The organism is Blautia coccoides (assembly GCF_034355335.1).
GTDB lineage: Bacteria > Bacillota > Clostridia > Lachnospirales > Lachnospiraceae > Blautia > Blautia producta.
Genome location: NZ_CP136422.1, coordinates 1,073,626 through 1,093,398 on the forward strand (window position 1 = coordinate 1,073,626; position 19,773 = coordinate 1,093,398).

At 47.9% G+C, this 19,773-nt stretch carries 17 protein-coding genes, 1 riboswitch and 1 other annotated feature; all 17 genes read left to right on the top strand.

Annotation, left to right across the window (positions count from 1 at the left end; genetic code table 11):
- The first annotated feature begins 27 nt into the window (after positions 1 to 27).
- A riboswitch (cobalamin riboswitch) is annotated at positions 28 to 219 on the top strand.
- A 335-nt stretch (positions 220 to 554) separates the two neighbouring features.
- Positions 555 to 779 (top strand) — a binding site (T-box leader).
- Between the two features lie 43 nt (positions 780 to 822).
- The 17 genes from BLCOC_RS04605 (at position 823) to BLCOC_RS04685 (ending at position 19,656) form a co-directional block, all read left to right on the top strand.
- Positions 823 to 3,471 (top strand): valine--tRNA ligase, encoded by a 2,649-nt coding sequence (locus BLCOC_RS04605; RefSeq protein WP_115624562.1) that lies wholly within the window; start codon positions 823 to 825, stop codon positions 3,469 to 3,471.
- A 28-nt stretch (positions 3,472 to 3,499) separates the two neighbouring features.
- Entirely contained in the window at positions 3,500 to 5,668 is a 2,169-nt protein-coding gene (locus BLCOC_RS04610; RefSeq protein ID WP_029470438.1) for an LTA synthase family protein, read from the top strand.
- A gap of 223 nt (positions 5,669 to 5,891) precedes the next feature.
- Positions 5,892 to 7,193: a bifunctional folylpolyglutamate synthase/dihydrofolate synthase gene (locus tag BLCOC_RS04615; RefSeq protein WP_115624563.1), complete on the top strand. Its 1,302-nt coding sequence runs from the start codon at positions 5,892 to 5,894 to the stop codon at positions 7,191 to 7,193.
- Positions 7,186 to 7,335 carry a hypothetical protein gene (locus BLCOC_RS04620; protein ID WP_018597822.1) on the top strand — a complete coding sequence of 50 codons (150 nt, stop codon included), beginning with the start codon at positions 7,186 to 7,188 and terminating at the stop codon, positions 7,333 to 7,335. The genes BLCOC_RS04615 and BLCOC_RS04620 overlap by 8 nt, the downstream gene beginning before the upstream one ends.
- An 11-nt stretch (positions 7,336 to 7,346) precedes the next feature.
- A complete protein-coding gene (locus BLCOC_RS04625) occupies positions 7,347 to 8,969 on the top strand; it encodes a tetratricopeptide repeat protein (RefSeq protein ID WP_115624564.1) in 1,623 nt (540 codons plus the stop codon).
- 133 nt (positions 8,970 to 9,102) lie between these two features.
- Complete coding sequence (locus BLCOC_RS04630) at positions 9,103 to 9,438, top strand: STAS domain-containing protein (protein ID WP_018597824.1); 336 nt, start codon at positions 9,103 to 9,105, stop codon at positions 9,436 to 9,438.
- A gap of 14 nt (positions 9,439 to 9,452) precedes the next feature.
- On the top strand, positions 9,453 to 9,896 hold the full coding sequence (gene spoIIAB, locus BLCOC_RS04635) for an anti-sigma F factor (protein ID WP_018597825.1): 444 nt from the start codon (positions 9,453 to 9,455) through the stop codon (positions 9,894 to 9,896).
- A gap of 11 nt (positions 9,897 to 9,907) precedes the next feature.
- Positions 9,908 to 10,621: a SigF/SigG family RNA polymerase sporulation sigma factor gene (locus BLCOC_RS04640; RefSeq protein WP_018597826.1), complete on the top strand. Its 714-nt coding sequence runs from the start codon at positions 9,908 to 9,910 to the stop codon at positions 10,619 to 10,621.
- A 126-nt stretch (positions 10,622 to 10,747) separates the two neighbouring features.
- Positions 10,748 to 11,362, top strand: coding sequence for a stage V sporulation protein AA (locus tag BLCOC_RS04645; RefSeq protein WP_018597827.1), 615 nt, complete (start codon positions 10,748 to 10,750; stop codon positions 11,360 to 11,362).
- A gap of 1 nt (position 11,363) precedes the next feature.
- The gene (locus BLCOC_RS04650; RefSeq protein ID WP_115624565.1) at positions 11,364 to 11,780 is read left to right on the top strand and encodes a stage V sporulation protein AB; all 417 of its coding nucleotides are present in this window, start codon (positions 11,364 to 11,366) and stop codon (positions 11,778 to 11,780) included.
- A 201-nt stretch (positions 11,781 to 11,981) separates the two neighbouring features.
- Positions 11,982 to 12,116, top strand: a complete 135-nt coding sequence (locus tag BLCOC_RS04655) for a hypothetical protein (RefSeq protein ID WP_256180446.1) — start codon at positions 11,982 to 11,984, stop codon at positions 12,114 to 12,116.
- Positions 12,094 to 12,999, top strand: a complete 906-nt coding sequence (locus BLCOC_RS04660; protein WP_115624566.1) for a helix-turn-helix transcriptional regulator — start codon at positions 12,094 to 12,096, stop codon at positions 12,997 to 12,999. The genes BLCOC_RS04655 and BLCOC_RS04660 overlap by 23 nt, the downstream gene beginning before the upstream one ends.
- A 57-nt stretch (positions 13,000 to 13,056) precedes the next feature.
- Positions 13,057 to 13,326: a zinc ribbon domain-containing protein gene (locus BLCOC_RS04665; protein WP_018597832.1), complete on the top strand. Its 270-nt coding sequence runs from the start codon at positions 13,057 to 13,059 to the stop codon at positions 13,324 to 13,326.
- A 15-nt stretch (positions 13,327 to 13,341) separates the two neighbouring features.
- Positions 13,342 to 14,166, top strand: coding sequence for a DNA-formamidopyrimidine glycosylase family protein (locus BLCOC_RS04670; protein WP_029470435.1), 825 nt, complete (start codon positions 13,342 to 13,344; stop codon positions 14,164 to 14,166).
- A gap of 189 nt (positions 14,167 to 14,355) precedes the next feature.
- A complete protein-coding gene (locus tag BLCOC_RS04675) occupies positions 14,356 to 15,639 on the top strand; it encodes a glycoside hydrolase family 125 protein (RefSeq protein WP_115624567.1) in 1,284 nt (427 codons plus the stop codon).
- Positions 15,640 to 15,764: 125 nt separating this feature from the next.
- Complete coding sequence (locus tag BLCOC_RS04680) at positions 15,765 to 18,887, top strand: alpha-mannosidase (protein WP_115624568.1); 3,123 nt, start codon at positions 15,765 to 15,767, stop codon at positions 18,885 to 18,887.
- Between the two features lie 100 nt (positions 18,888 to 18,987).
- On the top strand, positions 18,988 to 19,656 hold the full coding sequence (locus BLCOC_RS04685; protein ID WP_018597836.1) for a DUF624 domain-containing protein: 669 nt from the start codon (positions 18,988 to 18,990) through the stop codon (positions 19,654 to 19,656).
- The last annotated feature ends 117 nt before the right edge of the window (positions 19,657 to 19,773 follow it).

Below are 19,773 nucleotides of genomic sequence, written 5' to 3' on the forward strand. Positions count from 1 at the left end.
TTTGACAATGGTAACATAAATATGTATAATTCCATAAAATAATCAAGTGCATCCGCACTGGCCGCACAGTGCTGGTGAAAAGGGAATCAGGTGCAAATCCTGAGCGATGCGGTCACTGTAAATGGGGAGCGATGCCACAATGCCATTGCATATAAATGTGAGAAGGCGGTTAAGCGATGAACCATAAGCCAGGAAACCTGCTTGATGGCAGTAGGGTGAAAACTTCCGTGCAAAGTTTACAACCTGAATTTCCATTGGAAATTCTTATTATGGAATGCCGAAAGGCCGAACCTGAATTTATAGAATTATGCAGCAGATTAAACGGCAGGGATTCCTCTGATTCTTTTACCTGGTGTATCCGCACCCTTCATTATAGAAGGAATCAGGTAACTGTTCACTGGGTTGTACGAAACAGTTACAGAACCAGGATAGGATCAGAGGGAAAATATCCCTTGCAAAGTGAGCGATAAGTCCGTAGAAGCGGGCTTATTTTTTTGTTTTTCACAATTTATTCACTTGACAAACCAAGATAATGTGATTATGATGGGACGTATGAAAAGGTGATGAGAAAGAGGAGTACATCCCGGAGCCTGACAGAGAGAACGATCCACCGGCTGTAAGATCGTTTCAGGGGAATGGATGGAAGGTAGCTTTTGAACCGGAGGGCTGAAGAAAGTGGTTTGTAAAGGATGAATCAGGAGTAGGCCTTCACGCGTAGTCTGCGTTAACGGACATGAGTGAGAAAAAAAGGTGGTACCGCGGAATATTTCGCCCTTTACAGTGCAGTCTGTAAAGGGCGTTTTTTAATTTAAGGAGGAGATTATGAGCAAGGAACTTGCCAAGACTTATGACCCAAAGGGTCTGGAGGACAGAATTTATCAGAAATGGCTGGATAACAAATATTTCCACGCAGAAGTAAACAGAGACAAGAAACCATTTACCATAGTAATGCCCCCGCCCAATGTAACAGGCCAGCTCCATATGGGACACGCGCTGGATGAGACCATGCAGGATATCCTAATCCGTTTTAAGAGAATGCAGGGATACGAAGCATTGTGGCAGCCGGGCACAGACCATGCGGCCATTGCAACGGAAGTAAAAGTTATTGAAAAACTGAAAGCACAGGGAATTGATAAAAACGAGATTGGAAGAGAAGAATTTCTGAAGCACGCCTGGGAATGGAAAGAGGAATACGGCGGAAAGATCATCAACCAGCTAAAGAAACTGGGCGCATCTGCTGACTGGGACAGAGAACGTTTTACCATGGATGAGGGATGTTCCCAGGCAGTACAGGAAGTTTTCATTAAATTATACGAAAAAGGTTACATCTATAAAGGATCCCGCATTATCAACTGGTGTCCGGTATGTCAGACATCCATTTCTGACGCGGAGGTAGAGCATGAGGATCAGGACGGATTTTTCTGGCACATCAATTACCCTATCGTTGGAGAGGAAGGACGCTATGTAGAGATCGCAACCACGCGTCCAGAGACCCTTCTGGGAGATACGGCTGTTGCAGTTAATCCCGAGGATGACAGATACAAAGACCTGGTTGGTAAAATGCTGAAGCTGCCTCTGACAGACAGAGAGATCCCGGTTGTGGCAGACGAATATGTGGATAAAGAATTCGGTACCGGATGTGTGAAGATCACACCGGCCCATGACCCCAATGACTTTGAAGTGGGAAAACGCCACAGTCTGCCGGAGATCACCATCATGAACGATGATGCCACCATCAATGAGCTGGGCGGCAAATACGCGGGTATGGACCGCTATGAGGCCAGAAAAGCCATGGTAAAAGACCTGGAGGAACAGGGGCTTCTGGTGAAAGTGGTACCCCATGCCCACAGTGTCGGCACCCATGACCGCTGCCATGCCACAGTGGAGCCTATGATCAAGCCCCAGTGGTTTGTCAGGATGAAGGAGATGGGAGAGGCTGCCATCAAGACTCTGGAGGACGGCAGTCTGCAGTTTGTTCCCGACCGTTTTGATAAGATCTACATGCACTGGCTGGAGAATATCCGGGACTGGTGTATTTCCCGTCAGCTCTGGTGGGGACACAGGATCCCTGCCTATTACTGTGACAAATGCGGGGAGGTAACAGTTGCCAGAGAGATGCCGAAGATCTGCCCAAAATGCGGCTGTGAACATCTGACACAGGACGAGGATACCTTGGATACCTGGTTTTCCTCCGCACTCTGGCCTTTCTCCACACTGGGATGGCCAAACAAAACAGAGGAGATGGAGTATTTCTATCCCACAGATGTACTGGTAACAGGCTATGACATTATTTTCTTCTGGGTCATCCGTATGGTATTCTCAGGACTGGAGCAGACAGGTAAAACACCTTTCCACCATGTGCTGATCCACGGCCTGATCCGCGATTCCCAGGGCCGCAAGATGAGTAAATCCCTTGGAAACGGCATTGATCCTCTGGAGGTGATTGACAAATACGGCGCTGACGCGCTGCGGCTCACACTTATGACAGGAAACGCACCGGGCAATGACATGCGTTTTTACTGGGAGAGAGTGGAGGCAAGCCGAAACTTTGCCAACAAAGTATGGAACGCTTCCCGCTTTATCATGATGAACCTGGAAAAAGCGGAGGTTCCGACCGAGATCGATCTAAACACACTGACCAGCGCAGACAAGTGGATCCTCTCCAAAGTAAATACCCTGGCAACAGAGGTTACGGAGAACCTGGATAAATACGAGCTGGGCATTGCAGTCCAGAAAGTTTATGACTTTATCTGGGAGGAGTTCTGTGACTGGTATATCGAGATGGTAAAACCAAGGCTGTACAATGACGAGGACAACACCAAGGCAGCAGCACTCTGGACTCTGAAAACAGTTCTGGGCAATGCGCTGAAGCTTCTTCATCCCTATATGCCGTTTATCACAGAGGAAATCTTCTGTACCCTGCATCCGGAGGAGGAATCTATCATGATCGCGTCCTGGCCGGTGGAAAAACAGGAGTGGAGTTTCAAAGAGGATGAGCGCGCAGTGGAGATCATCAAAGAAGCTGTAAGGAGCATCCGAAATGTGCGTACAGATATGAATGTACCCCCAAGCAAAAAGGCAAAAGTATTTGTGGTTTCAGAGGAGGAAGAGATCCTTCAGGTATTTGAGAACGGAAGAGTCTTCTTCGCAACTCTGGGATATGCCAGTGAAGTAACCATCCAGTCTGACAAAGCAGGGATTGCGGAGGACGCTGTCTCCGCAGTGACATCAAAGGCTGTCATCTATATGCCTTTTGCAGAGCTGGTGGATATTGAGAAAGAGATTGAGCGCCTGAATAAAGAAGCGGAGCGTTTGAACAAAGAGCTTGCCCGTGTAAACGGAATGCTTAAAAACGAAAGATTCCTGAGCAAAGCGCCTGAGAGCAAGGTGGCTGAAGAGAAGGCCAAGCTTGAGAAATACACAAATATGATGGAACAGGTAAAGGAAAGACTTGCACAGCTTGGCAGGTAACTGCGCAGGCTATAGGAGAGTTAAATTTATGAATAAGAAGTGGTTAAAATATCTGAATCTGCTCTCTCTGCCGATTCAGATGGTAGTGGTCATGCTGGGATATTTTGTGATAGAAGCGATCTCCAGGCATTCCGTCGGTGAGGCATATGTCTACATGACGGAAAGGCCTCTGGTGTTTCTGTACAACTCCTTTCTGATCTTCACTACCACACTGTTAGTTTATCTGGTGCGCCGGAGGGTTTTCATGAGAACCCTTCTGGCCATCTTCTGGTTGGTTCTGGGAATCGTCAACGGCGTGCTTCTGGCAAACCGTGTCACACCGTTTACCGGTCCGGATCTGCATCTGCTCACAGATGCGTTTAAGATTGCCAACAAATATTTGTCACCGGTCTTTTTTGTGATCGTGATCGTTCTGGCAGTGGCAGCCGTCATAGGTCTGGTATTTCTGTTTTTGAAGGGACCGAAATACCAGGGGAAAATGACCTACAAGCTGAATATCCCTCTTGTGCTTGCAGGGGTGCTGGCTTTTGCGGGAACCACCAAGCTGGCACTTGAAAAGAGGGTGCTGTCCAACTATTTTGGAAATATTGCGTTTGCCTATGAAGATTACGGGTATCCCTATTGCCTGGCTACTACCATTTTCAATACGGGTATCAGCTGTCCAAGGGATTATTCGGAGGCTGCAATTAAAAAAATAGAGAAAAGTGAGAGCGGCCTGCCTGAAACAGGGGAAAAACGTCCCAACATTATTTTCCTGCAGCTTGAATCTTTTTTTGACCCTACACTTGTGAATTTCCTGAATATCTCCGAGGACCCTATCCCTACGTTCAGGAAACTGATGAAGGAATATTCCTCCGGCTACTATAAAGTCCCCAGCGTGGGTGCCGGAACAGCCAACACAGAGTTTGAGTCTATTACAGGTATGAGTCTGCGCTATTTTGGGCCGGGCGAGTATCCCTACAAGAGTATTTTGAAAGAGACAACCTGCGAGAGTGCGCCCTATGTACTGAAAAACCTGGGATACAGCACGCACGCCATTCACAACAATGAGGCCAATTTTTACGGGAGAAAGAATGTCTTCGCCAATCTGGGATTTGACAGTTTTACCTCAGAGGAATATATGTCAGAGCAGGACGACACCAATCCCAATGACTGGATGCGGGACAGAAACCTGACAAAATATATTATGGAAGCCCTGGAATCTTCCGATGATCCGGATTACATTTACACCATATCTGTGCAGGGACACGGGGATTATCCCGAAGAGCCTATGATCGACGACCCCAAGATCACCGTCACCGGCGGAGAGTCTGAGGCTGTCAATAACAAATGGGAATATTACTGCAACCAGATCTATGAGATGGACCAGTTTGTCAAAGAGCTTACGGAAACGCTGTCTAAGTATGATGAGGATGTGGTCCTTGTCATGTACGGAGACCATCTTCCAACCATGGGACTGAAGGTAAAGGATGTGAAGAACCGTTATCTGTTCCAGACAGAATATGTGATCTGGGACAATATGGGTCTTGAGAAAAAGGACGCCAATGTGGCCGCCTATCAGATGGCGGCAGAGGTCATGGACCGGGTGGGGATCCACGAGGGAAATATCTTCCGTTTCCATCAGGCCAGACGGCAGACGAAAAACTATCAGGTGGATCTGGAGACGCTCCAGTATGATATCCTTTATGGGAAGCAGTATGTCTATGACGGGGAGAATCCCTTTGCTCGGACAGAGATGCACCTGGGTGTAAAAGACGCTGTGCTTGAAAAAATCGAAAAGATTTCTGACGGCAGGTATTATATCACAGGGGAAAACTTCACCCAGTCCGCATATGTGGAGGTGAACGGAGAACTTCTGGATGCCACATATATCAGTCCCACAACCCTTCTGCTCACGGATGTGGAGTTAAAAGACGGGGATGAGGTGGATGTGGCGATCCGAAGCAACAGCTCCACCCGCAAGGTGCTCACCAGAACTGACAGCATGATCTACAAGGTACCTGTGGAGCCGCTGGCCCCGGAGGTGCCGCCTTTAGAAGGTGAGAATACAGAAGGCACAGGAGAGATTGACCCCAATGCAGCAGGTATAGGGGACGATGCCGCCGCAAATCCTATTGGGGAGGAAAACGGTACGGGGACAGGGGCCGGAGAAAGTCCCATTGAGGTGCCAAACACGGAAAACCCGGTACAGAATTAAAAACTTTTAAAAGAACCGACATAATTTGCTTGCATATTGTCACCACTTCATTATAATGATAAGTGACCTGTTACAATCCGGCAGCTACTGTCCGGACTGCAGCAGACAGTCTTGTCTTTATAAGGCGAAGTGGTGACTTTCCTATATAGATAAGGCTTGCAACAGTTCAGCCTGTCTGAACTGTTACGAAAGCTTACCAAAGACAGAAAGAAGGAAAACGCTTTTGTTTACTTATGAAAAAGCAGCAGCATACATTGAAGAAATTCCTAAATTCACAAAGAAAAATAAACTGGAACACACCAGGAAATGCCTGGACATGCTGGGCAGTCCCGATAAAAATAGAAAGATGATCCATGTGGCAGGAACTAACGGAAAGGGAAGCGTCTGCGCTTTTCTGTCCACCATGCTGGAGGAAGGCGGTTACAGATGCGGTCTTTTTACATCCCCCCATCTGATGAAGATCAATGAGAGATTTCAGATCAATGAGCAGATGGTCTCAGATGAAAAATTTCTGGAGGCCTTTCTGAAGGTCAAGGAGCTTTCCGACCGTCTTGTGGAGCAGGGGGATTACCATCCTACCTATTTTGAGTTTTTGTTTCTCATGGGAATGTTGATATTCGAGGATGAGGATGTTGACATTGTTGTATTGGAGACCGGTCTTGGCGGAAGGCTTGATGCGACCAACTCCATTTTGAACCCAATGGCCTGCGTCATTACATCCATCAGCCTGGACCATGTGGAATATCTGGGAGATACCATTGACAAGATAGCCGGCGAGAAGGCAGGCATTATCAAGAAAGGCGTGCCGGTCATCTTCGATGCCAATAACGAGACAGCCGCTGCTGTTATCCGCAGGCGCGCAGAGGAGCTTGGATGCCCATGCCACCAGGTAAAGGCTGAGAGTCAGAAGCTTTTGTCTTATACGCCAAAGGGGATCGGTTTCACCTTTGATTCGGCAGTTTACGGGACTACAGAGCTGTTTGTTCCATTTATCGCAAAATACCAGATGATGAATGCCTCAATGGCAGTGGAGACTATGGGCGTCCTCAAAGGCATCCATAAGATAGAGAAGGAAACCTTAAAAAAAGGGTTGGAGCATACCAGATGGCAGGGCCGAATGGAGACCATACTTCCGGGAGTGATCGTGGACGGTGCCCATAATGAGGATGGGATCGCCCAGTTTGTAGAGACGGTCCGGTATTTCCAGGAGGAATATTCCATAACGCTTCTTTTTGCCACGGTATCGGATAAGGACTATGAGGATATGATACACAGAGTCTGCAGCGGACTTAAATTTGCCAATGTGGTGACAACAGAGATATGGGGCAGCAGGAAGCAGTCAGCAGAAGAGCTGGCAGAGCTTTTCAGGGCAAACGGATGCGGCAATGTTCTGGCAGTGCCGAATTCGGGGGAGGCGTTTGAGAAGGCATACGCCCTGAAGGGGGACGGCCTGATGTTTGTTGTGGGTTCCTTGTATCTTGCCGGGGAGATAAAGGATTACGTAAGGAGGAGAATGAATGATTAATTACGAGGAAGAACTGAAGAAATTTCAGCCGTGCCTGGACGTGGATGATGCAGAAGGCAACATTTACAAGCAGGATTTAACGGATGTGATCGATATTTTGAAGGAAATGCTGAAAGAAACCAATGGAACGGCTAAGAATTAGGGAGAAGACAGATGAATTGTATGATATGCCAAGCACAGCTCAACACTTCACCTTACTGCCCAAAGTGCGGGTGTAATGTGACCGCCCAGAAAAAGGCAGTGGCTCTGTCCAATCTCTATTATAATCAGGGGCTGGAGAAGGCACAGATCCGTGACTTGTCCGGGGCAATTACCTGCCTGAAACGAAGCCTGAAGATGAACAAATGCAATATCCAGGCAAGAAATCTTCTGGGGCTGGTTTATTTTGAGACCGGGGAGGTGGTAGCGGCTTTAAGTGAATGGGTCATCAGCAAGAATATTATGCCGGACGGCAATGTGGCGTCAGACTACATCAATAAGCTGCAGAGCAATGCCAACCGGTTAGACACCATCAACACCAGTATTAAGAAATATAACCAGTGTCTCGAATACTGCCGTACCGGTAATCTGGATATGGCGAAGATGCAGTTGAAAAAAGTGCCTACCAGCAACCCTAAGCTGATCAAGGGCTATCATCTGCTCTCTCTGATCTATATAAAGGAAGGCGCGTATGAGAAGGCCAGAAAACAGCTAAAAATTGCCGCGAAGATTGATAAGACCAATACCACCACACTGCGTTTCCTGCGGGAGGTGGATGACCAGACGGGAAGAATGACCAGTCTGGAGCCGAGATTTAAGGCAAAAGAAAAGAACCGTGAGGAAAAGGACGGTCGGGTGATCTATAACTCGGGCAATGACACCATCATACAGCCCCCGGAATACAGGGAGAGAACTGTGACCAACACGCTGATCAATCTGATCATCGGACTGCTTGTAGGTGCATCTGCGCTTTGGTTCCTCATTGTTCCTGCCAAGACACAGAAGATCAATAATGAGGCCAACAAAAAAATCGTGGAATACAGTGACAAGGTGGCTACCCAGGCCGCGGAGATAGACAGGATGCAGCAGGAGATCGATGCCTCCTCCCAGTCTGTAAACACGGCCAATGAGCAGATCGCCCAGGCGAACACCAAGTCAGAGAGCTATGATAATCTGATCAAAGCATGGCAGGCATACAACAGCGGCAGCTATCAGAATGCAGCCAATGCGCTGGAGAGCGTGGATGCGTCCCTGCTCTCTGTGGATGCCAAGTCCATGTATGATACGATCATGAATGACATCGGGGAAACTGTGAAGGCCGGGTATAAGAGCGCAGGTATCACTGCGTATGAAAATCAGGATTATGCTTCTGCCATTGATAATCTGCTGAAGGCACAGGATATAGGAGAACCGGACTATGACTCCATGTTCTATCTGGCCCAGTCTTATCAGAAGAGCGGTGACAATGCCAATGCTATTGTATGGTATCAGAAGATCATAGATGCATTTCCGGGCACCAGCTATGCCAGTGATGCCAAGGATTATATGACAGCCATTGGCGGAACACCCACGCAGACGTCAGCAGGGCAGGAAAACGGCGGAGAGGGTTCAGCGCCCGCTGATGAGGGACAGCCTCAGGAAGATACAACAGGCCAGGATGACGGCGGCGAAGGCGGTACAGATCCCGGATACACAGATGATAACCAGGATGACAACAACGGGGACGACAATAACGGCGACGAATACGGTGATGGCGGTGACAACCAGGATGGCTGGGAGGACACCGGGGAAGAATAACCTAAGAGAAACCTTGAAGGAAAGGGTGTGCATGAGTGTATGCACATCCTTTTGTTGTCCGCGGGAAAATATGGGATTTCTGCGGATATCAGTATCCGGATGGGATAAATTGAAATAGTAAGGGGAAATGAGTATGGAAGATGTGTTAAAAAAGAGGGGCAGTTGTCTTATGGTTTATGTGCCCCAGGAGCTGGACCACCATTTTGCCACGCAGATAACCGATGAGGTGGACAAGGAACTGAAGAAGGGAAATGTCCGTCAGCTGGTCTTTGATTTTTCCGGTACGACCTTTATGGACAGTTCCGGGATTGGCATGCTTATGGGAAGATACCGCCTTCTGCATTACAGCGGGGGCAGAGTGTCAGCGATCCATGTGAATGACAGAGTGAACAGGATCATGCGACTGTCAGGGATCTACAAATATATTGAAATCAGCCAGGAAGCTGTCTGGCACCAGAAAAGAAGGTAAGGGGGAAGGTAGATATGGAGAATACCAATGAAATGACATTGGAGATGGACAGCCGTTCCTGCAACGAAGGGCTGGCACGGATCACGGTGGCAGCATTTGCCACCCAGTTAAATCCCACACTTGAGGAGGTGGCGGATATTAAGACTGCTGTCTCCGAGGCGATCACAAACTGTATTGTACATGCTTATGAGAAGGAGACAGAGAAGATCAGGATAGACTGCATCATCCGCGGCAGAGAGCTGACCGTGGCAGTGACTGACCACGGGCGGGGAATTGAGAATGTGGAGCGGGCTATGGAACCCATGTTTACCACAAAGCCGGAGCAGGACCGTTCAGGCATGGGCTTTGCCTTTATGGAGGCATTTATGGATATGCTGGAAGTAGAATCAGAACCGGGAAAGGGTACTGTCGTCCGGATGAAGAAAAAAATCGGAACCGGAAGTCAGGTCTTTGAGTAGAAGGAGGCTGTATGGAGGATATCCTTGCCCTTATCGGGCGTGCGCACCAGGGAGATAAGGAAGCAAGAGATACGCTGGTAGAGAAAAATATTGGTCTGGTACACAGCATTGTAAGGCGTTTTCTGAACCGGGGTGTGGAGGCAGAGGATCTGTTTCAGATAGGAAGCATCGGTCTTTTAAAGGCCATTGATAAATTTGACACTTCTTATGATGTGAAATTCTCCACGTATGCAGTACCCATGATCACGGGGGAAATCAAACGCTTTTTAAGAGATGACGGCATGATGAAGGTCAGCCGCTCCTTAAAGGAAATATGCTGCCGGGCTTACACAGCCAGAGAGGAACTGATGATGGAAAACGGGAAAGAACCGGAGATGGAGGAGATCGCGGAGCGTATTGCGGTAACCCGGGAGGAACTGGTGATGGCTATGGAGTCAGGGGCACAGATAGAGTCCCTGCAGAAGACCATTTATCAGGGAGACGGCACGGATATTTCCCTTGAAGACAAGATTGAGGAACAGAGAAATGATCAGGAGCACCTTTTAAATCGCATGATGCTGGAACAGATGCTGGGCACATTGGATCCGGAGGAGAGAAAATTGATCTACATGCGTTTCTTCCAGGAAAAAACCCAGACACAGATTGCGGGAGAGCTGGGGATATCCCAGGTTCAGGTGTCCAGGCTTGAGAAAAAAATACTGAACCGCCTGCGGGAGAAGATTTGAACTGCGGCACTGCAAGTGTGCTTCTTGGCGTATAGTTTGCACAGGAACATGTCATACTATCCCTGTAATAGTTACGGCAGTCAGGAAGATTTCGTCCGGCTGTCCACGTTTAAAGGAGATGTTTACATGAGTGATATTTTATATGTGCAGACGGAGAAAAATGTGGAGGTACATCAGCCGGAGGTCTATCTGCAGGATGTGGCAAAGCTGTCCTCCAGCAGTACAAGCGTACTGAACAGGAACCGGGTGAGAAAGGTATTCACCATTCCGGACGGAAAGCCGGGGCGTTATGTGATATCTGCCCTGGAGCTGGTGGAGGCGGTTCAGGATAAAGAGCAGACCGTGGATGTGACGCACATGGGGGAGACGAACATTGTCATTACCTATGAGACACAGAAGCATAAACACGTGGTCTGGAGTTGGGCAAAGACCGTGCTGGTGTGTTTTCTTACATTTTTCGGCGGAGCTTTTTCCATTATGACATTTAATATGGATGTGGACACATCCGGGCTGTTTTTTCAGATCTACAAACAGCTCACAGGCAATATTTCCACAGGACACACCATTCTGGAGTTCACGTATTCTCTTGGAATCGGTCTCGGCGTGGTATTTTTCTTCAACCATTTCGGGCATGGGAAGATCACGCAGGATCCCACACCTATGGAAGTTCAGATGCGTGTCTATGAGGATGATGTGGATAAAACTCTGATAGAGAAGAAGAACAGGAAGGAGAAAAACTGAAATGTGGTTTTATGAACTGGTTGCTGCCATCATAGGTTTAAGCGGCGGTATGGTTGTGGCTACCGCGCTGGCGGCCTTTATTATCGGACTGGGGATCATCCCCCGGTATGCAGGCGTTACCCATACAGGCCACAATCTTCTCCTCTACGAGGACGCTCTGATCCTGGGTACTTTTCTGGGAAATATTTTTTATCTGTATCAGTTCCACCTGCCTTTCGGACAATGGGGACTGGCAGTCATCGGTATATTTTTCGGCATGTTCCTGGGAAGCTGGATCATAGCTCTCGGTGAAGTGGTGAATGTATTTGCTATTATGGCAAGGCGGGTTGGCCTTACAAAGGGTGTAGGGCTGGTAGTGTTGTCTATAGCCATTGGAAAGACCGTGGCAAGTCTGATCCAGTTTTTCATAATGACGTGAGAACAAATCTTGTGGGCTGAATCGGGCCTGTGTTATACTGGAGGAAGAAAAACGTAGGACTTGCCCTGTTACGGAAGAGCTGCCGGCGCGATATGGAGCAGATTGCTCCATATCTGTGCATTCGGAAATGTGCTGCCGGCTGCAGCGTAATCCGCTAAGACTGCCTTTCGTCGTAGTCAAAAGGTGACAGGGACAGAGAATATGGCGCAGACAGAGAATATGGCGCAGACAGAGAATATGACGCAGACAGAGAATATGACGCAGACAGAGGATATGGCACAGACAGAGAATATGGCACAGACAGGATGGAGAGATGAAGAACAGCAGGTTATTTGAAATATTATACATATTAATGGAACACCGTGAGACAACAGCCGGGGCACTGGCTGAAAGGCTGGAGGTGTCTGTCCGTACCATATACCGGGATTTGGATACACTATCCGCCGCAGGCATACCGGTCTATACAGAGAAGGGACACGGAGGCGGAATACGGCTCATGGAGCAGTTTCAGCTTGACAGGACGCTGCTTGGGGAGGACGAACAGGAGCATATCATGACTGCTCTGCAAAGTCTGGACGCGGTTGGGGCGGGGGATAGCAGCAGACTTCTCTCACAGCTTGCCGGACTATTCGGCAGACAGACTGTGGACTGGCTGGAAGTGGATTTTGAGACCTGGGGCGCGGGAAAGCAGGAGAAGGAGTATTTTGAACTCTGTAAGTCCGCCATTCTGCACCGCAGGCTGCTGACTTTTCAGTATTATAATTCCTCCGGCATCAAGAGCAGAAGGACCGTGGAACCGGTAAGGCTTACTTTTAAGGGCGGCCACTGGTATGTGTCCGGCTACTGTAGGAAAAAGCAGGGATTCCGATTGTTCCGTCTGAACCGTATCCGGGAGCTGCAGATGGAGCGGGAGGAGTTCTCCATGAGAAAAGCCGCGGAAGTCTGTGAGCAGAAAGAGGAAAAGCCTGCGGAAATGACAGCTTTGAAGCTGAGATTCACAGAGGCAGCCGGATTTCAGGTGCTGGATTTTTTTGCGGAGGAAGATATTATCCGTCTGGAGGACGGGGGATTTGAGGTAAAAGCGGCATTCACACCGGGCAGATGGCTGACCGGATTTATATTATCCTTTGGGGCAGACGCAAAAGTTCTGGAACCGGAATGGCTGAAAGCGCATATAAAAAAAGAAGCTGAAAAAATCCGGAAACTTTACGATATATGACATAGGGTGTCATATTACATATAGTATCCTGTAAGAAAAACAGGAGGAACATATATTATGGAAGATAAAAAATTTTGTCAGAGCTGCGGTATGCCAATGGAAAAGGACGGGGACTTCGGTACAAACAGTGACGGGGGCAGAAATGAGGACTATTGCTGTTACTGTTATAAGGAAGGGGAATTTACCGACAATATGACAATGGAGGATATGATACGATTCAACCTGAAATTCAACGAGGAAAACGGAAATCCATTCGGTACCCAGGAGGAAGCCAGAAAGATGATGGAGTCCTGGTTCCCAACACTGAAGAGGTGGAAGCAGGCTTAAAGGAGGAAAGGAATTATGCTGGAACTGCCGGAGAGCCGGACTATAGCAAAGCAGATAACAGAGAACCTGGCCGGAAAGACCATTGATTATGTGAAAGCAGGATATACGCCCCATAAGTTTGCGTTCTTTCGTGAGGACAAAGAGGAATATGATGAAATGCTCCAGGGGCAGTCCGTCATAAAAGCGGTGAACCGGGGCGGTATGATCGAGATTGACACAGAGAGCTGCATGATCATCCTGTCAGACGGCGCTTATCCAAGATATTATGAGGAAAAGACAGAGTTTCCGAAAAAGCATCAGTTATTCATAGGGTTTGATGACGGCACGGCACTTTCTGTATCGGTTCAGATGTATGCGTTTATCGGCGTGTATCCTTTGGGGGAGTGCGGCGAAGAATACTACCGTTCCTCCATCAGTAAATATACAGCGCTGGATGAAGAGTTCACATACGAGTATTTCCGAAGCCTCTACCCTGATACCGGGAAAAAGATATCGGCCAAAACCTACCTGGCAACAGAGCAGCGCATACCCGGCCTGGGTAATGGTGTCCTGCAGGACATCCTTTGGAACGCAGGGATAGACCCCAGGTTTGACATGCGGGAAGCGGAGGAGGAAGATTTCCGGAGCCTTTACGATTCTGTGACAGGTACACTGCGGCAGATGTGTGACGGAGGAGGAAGAGATACGGAACGTGATTTGTTCGGAAACAAGGGAGGGTATATTACCCAGCTCTCCAAAAATTCTCTACATCAGCCGTGCATGCGGTGTGGAGGAGAGATAAAAAGAGCCGCGTATATGGGCGGGAATATATATTTTTGTGAGAAATGTCAGAAGAGATAGAGAAATACCCGGCAGTTATGGGATCAGCCAGAACTGCCGGTTGTTTTATGCTTTATTGCATAATACAGCCAATAACAGAGAATAGAAAAGTTTACAATTTTCGAGAGATATTTCACTATACAGCATCCTCTGTTTTTGATAGGATGAACACATGAGAAATTACATAAAAACCTACAGGAGGACTTTATCATGGAAAATCCCGGAATTATTGAAGAACTGATCAAAGAAGCAGAACAAAAATGCAAAGAAGAGCCATATCTGGCAGAGGTGTTTCGCAATTGTTTTACCAACACGCTGAATACCACAGTAAAAGAGATGGAAGATGGGACAACCCATGTGATCACAGGAGATATACCGGCCATGTGGCTGCGCGATTCCACTGCACAGCTTCGCCCTTATCTGCTGGCTGCTAAGAAGGATGAGAAGCTGACCCAGGTCATCGCGGGTCTTGTGAAGAGACAGTTTCAATGTATTTTGAGAGAACCTTATGCCAATGCATTTAACGAGACAGACAACGGAAACTGTTGGGAGAAAGATTTTCCTGACCAGAACCCGTGGGTATGGGAGATGAAATTTGAGGTGGATTCCCTGTGCTATCCCGTCCAGCTTGCTTACCTTCTCTGGAAGAATACGGGATATACAAAACATTTTGATGATACTTTCCTGACAGGGATCAAAACCATTATGGATGTGTTTGAGCGGGAGCAGTACCATGAGTCCAGGTCGCAGTACCGTTTCCAGCGGAAGGATTGCATTTACACGGATACCCTGTCAAGGAGCGGAAAAGGCGCTCTTGTAAAAGAGGGATGCGGACTTATCTGGTCAGGATTCCGCCCCAGTGACGATGCGTGTACCTATGGATATCTGATCCCATCCAACATGTTCGCCTGTGTCATCCTGGGATATGTGGCAGGGATCTGCCGGGAAATCCTTCATGAGGAAGCGGCAGCGCAGAGAGCGGAACGGCTGCGGGAGGAGATAACCGTGGGGATCGAGACATACGGAATTGTCAGGACAGGAGAATTTGGGGAGATTTACGCCTACGAGACCGATGGATTCGGACAGTATAATCTCATGGATGATGCCAATGTCCCAAGTCTTTTATCCATGGAATATCTGGGATACATACCAAGACGCCGTGATGTGGCGGAGAACACAAGAAGATTTCTTTTGAGCGAGGCCAATCCCTACTATTATAAAGGGGATAAGCTGTCCGGTATCGGAAGCCCTCACACACCTTCTAGATATGTATGGCACATTGCTGTGGCCATGGAAGGCCTGACCGCAGAAAAAGAGGAGGAAAAGCTGGGTGTACTCAGGCGTCTTGTGGGGACAGATGGTGGAAAAGGTATGATGCATGAGGGGGTCTTTGTGGATAACCCTGAGATTTTCACAAGAAAATGGTTTTCCTGGGCAAATGCCATGTACAGTGAACTGATGCTGGACTATCTGGGATACCGGGTAAAACGATGAGAGTGGAAATATTCCCCCCTGCCTCTGAACAACCTAGAATTTGTGCAGGAAACATAGAAAAAGGAAAATTGTTATTTCCGGCAAAACAGGTAAAATAAAAGCAGAAAGGCAAACAGGAGGGTATTATGTTTTTAACAGACAGAAAATTACAGAGACGAATGGATGAAGTGAAGAAATACAGATACCGCGGCGTGACTCCCATAGGAGATTTCCTCATGTGTGAGGATGAACAGAAGGCAGTGAATCCCCAGGTTCCCGTAAACTTTGACGGATGGGGAAGGATTGCCCAGGGAGAGAACTGGGCAGGCAGAGACAGGTATCTGTGGATGCACAGGGATATCCGTATTCCGGCAGAGTGGGCCGGCAAAAGAGTAGTTGGTGTTTTTGATTTCGGCAACACTGGGGCAGGCAATAACAGCGGGTTTGAGTCCATGTGTTATCTGAATGAGGAACCTTTTCAGGGCGTGGATGTAAACCATCAGGAAGTGTTTTTCCCGGAAGCGTGCACCGGGAAGGAGACCAGTCTTACTTTCCGCCTCTGGTCAGGATTGGAGGGCGGCGGTGTACCGGCAGTGCAGGAGCACCAGATCAAAAGAGCAGACCTGGCCTGGCTGGATGAGGAAGTGGATGATTTTTACTATCTGGGGACCATGGTGCTGGAAACCATTGAGAACCTAAATGAAAACGACCCTGTCCGCTATGATCTGAGAAATGCCCTGGATGAAGCCTGTCATTGTATTGACTGGGCATATCCGGGAAGTGATGAATTCTATGAATCAGTCCATCAGGCTGACCGGGTGCTGAATGAGAAAATTGACCGGATGGATAAGCATTCCCTGGTGAATGTGCACTGTGTGGGACATACGCATATTGATATGGCATGGCTGTGGAGACTGAAACATACCCATGAGAAAGCCTCACGCTCCTTCTCCACCGTGCTCCGCCTGATGGAAATGTTTCCGGAGTATATTTTCCTGCAGACACAGCCTCAGATTTACGAGTATATAAAAGAAGATTTCCCTGAAATATATGGGAAGATCAAAGAACTTGTCAAAGAGGGACGCTGGGAGGCAGACGGTGCCATGTGGGTGGAGGCAGACTGCAATCTCACAAGCGGGGAATCCCTGACACGCCAGATATTGATCGGAAGTAAATTTATCAAGGATGAATTTGGTAAGGATGTGGAGTATCTCTGGCTGCCGGATGTGTTCGGCTACTCCTGGGCACTTCCCCAGATCCTGAAAAAATCCGGCATAGATATGTTTATGACCACAAAGATAAGCTGGAACCAGTTCAACCGTATGCCACACGATACTTTTAAGTGGAAAGGTATTGACGGCAGCGAAGTTTTGACACATTTCATTACCACACCAGAACCCTGGAACGAGCCTGGCTCCTGGTTCTACACCTACAACGGCAAGCTGATGCCAAAGACCGTAAAAGGCGTATGGGATGCCTACAGTGAGAAGGAGATGAACAAAGACCTGCTCATCGCCTACGGATTCGGAGACGGCGGCGGCGGTGTAAACCGTGATATGCTGGAACAGAGACGCAGACTGGATAAGATCCCGGGACTGCCCAATGTAAAGACATCCACAGCAGGGGAATATTTCAGAAAACTGAAAGAGACGGTAAAGAACACAGACCAGTATGTGAACACCTGGGATGGGGAGCTGTATCTGGAATACCACAGGGGAACATACACAAGCCAGGGATACAATAAACGCATGAACAGAAAAATGGAGCTTCTGTACCGCCGTGCTGAGTGGATGACGGTTATGCAGGGGCTGATGGAGAAAAGCCTGGAAAAAGCAGATCAGGAAAGTCTGACAAAAGGATGGAAACTGATCCTGACCAACCAGTTCCACGATATTATTCCCGGCTCCTCTATCCATGAAGTTTATGAGGACTGTCACAAGGACTACGCCCAGATAGAGAGCATAGCAGTTCAGGTGGAGAATGATTTCACAGATAACACAGCTCTGCAGGAAGAGAATACCTGGACGGTATGGAACGCCTCTGCATGGACAAAGGATGAACTGGTGTCAGTTCCCTGTACAGATGACGGGTACTTTACAGATGAGGAGGGCTGCGTGCTTCCCGTACAAAAAGGAGAAAACGCAGTATATGTAGAGGCAAAACAGGTGCCCTCCATGGGACATAAAGTTATCTGTTTCCATCCTCAGGCACAGGGAAATGAAGAGCAGAACAGCTTTGTGATCCGTGGAAGAGAGATTGAGACACCTTACTATCTAGTGTCCCTTAATGATTACGGCCAGATAACCAGACTTTATGACAGGACCTTTGACCGTGAAGTTTTGGCAGAAGGGGAGAGGGGAAATGTCCTGCAGATGTTTGAGGATAAGCCTCTTGACAACGATGCATGGGATATTGATATTTACTATCAGCAGAAAATGAGGGAGATCACAGAGCTGACAGCATTTGAGGTGACAGAGTGCGGACCTCTGAAGCTGACGATCCATATGGAATGGAAGTACATGAAATCCATGATCTCACAGGATATGAGCATGTATCGGGATTCCAGGAGGATTGATTTTAAGACAGATGTGGACTTCCGTGAGAGACAGCAGCTTCTGAAGGCGGCCTTCCCTGTTGATATCCGTTCCACTTATGCGACCTATGATGTGCAGTACGGCAATGTGAGGCGGCCCAACCACTGGAATACAAGCTGGGATCAGGCCAGATTTGAGAGCGTTGCCCATCGGTTTGCAGACCTTTCCGAGAGAAATTACGGAGTCAGCATTCTGAATGACTGCAAATACGGACATGATATCAAGGATAATGTTATCCGCATTTCCCTTTTACGTTCCGGTCTGCAGCCTGACCATTTACAGGATCAGGGTATGCATACCTTTACATACGCCTTACTGCCTCACGGCGGGGATTTTGTAGAGGGACATACGGTGCAGGAGGCATGTGCGCTGAATGATCCCATGAAAGTTTCGGCTGGAAAGACAAAGGTGGATTTTGAAAGCTTTGTCACTTTTGACAATGAGCAGGTGGAAATAGACGCAGTGAAAAAATCTGAGGATGGAAATTATATTGTTCTGCGTTTCCATGAATTTGCGGGAAGTTCCCAGAACGTGACTGTGAAACCGGGATTTGAGTATTCCTGCTGGATGGAGGGGGATTTAAGAGAGCGTCCCCTTACTGAGGCAGTGACCACAGGGGAGATGAAGCTTCATCTGCATCCGTATGAGATCAAGACGATTTTGATATCATTATAAAAAATTGCAGTGTGTGCACCGGATGAAATGCATGCCGGATGATATGTATGTCGGATGATATGCATGTCGGATGATATGTATACCCATAAAGGAGGAAAAAATGTTTAGTGAAGTGTTCCAGATGGATAAGATATTGGGTTTTTGCGAAAAACTGTGGTATGTGATCGGTACGAATATTTTATTTCTATTCTCCAACCTGCCGGCACTCCTGTTTTTCCTTTTTGTGGGAGTATCCCAGGTGCGCACCTGCCTTCCTCTGTTTCTTTTGTGTATGGTTCCTATGGGACCGGCGCTTTCGGCTCTGTTTTACACCATGAACCGTCTGCTCTCCAGGACGGAGACGGGGGCCTGGAGAGATTACAGGAAAGCCTATACAGATGACTGCGGCCAGAAATATCTTCTGGCGGCTGGCCATATGTTCCTGATCCTAGTATTTGAGATAAACATTGAGTTTTTTGCGGTACAGATTCCTGTCTTTCCTCTGATGATCCTGTTTGTCATATTGTTTGCGGCAGCCCTGGTGGTGACACCGAACCTGTATCTGCTGGCGTCCCGCTATCGGATGAAAAACAGGGACATTGTCAAAACGTCTCTGTTACTTCTTCTGACCAGGCCTGTGTGCACACTGGGAAGTATAGTCTCTCTGGGTGTGATCCTGATGCTGTTTGAACTGAAAGCAGGTACCGCTGTATTATTTATGGGAAGTCTGTATGGTTTCCTAATTGCGTTTATGAACCGGAAGGTTCTGCATGCATTGGAAGAAAGTTGATCTTGATTTTTGAAAGGCACGGGAAACCGTGTCTTTTTTTTTCAGCCTGATGTGTAAAATCAGACTGCTTTTTTTATAATACTCGCTGAATATACGCAAACTGTAGTAAATGCTATA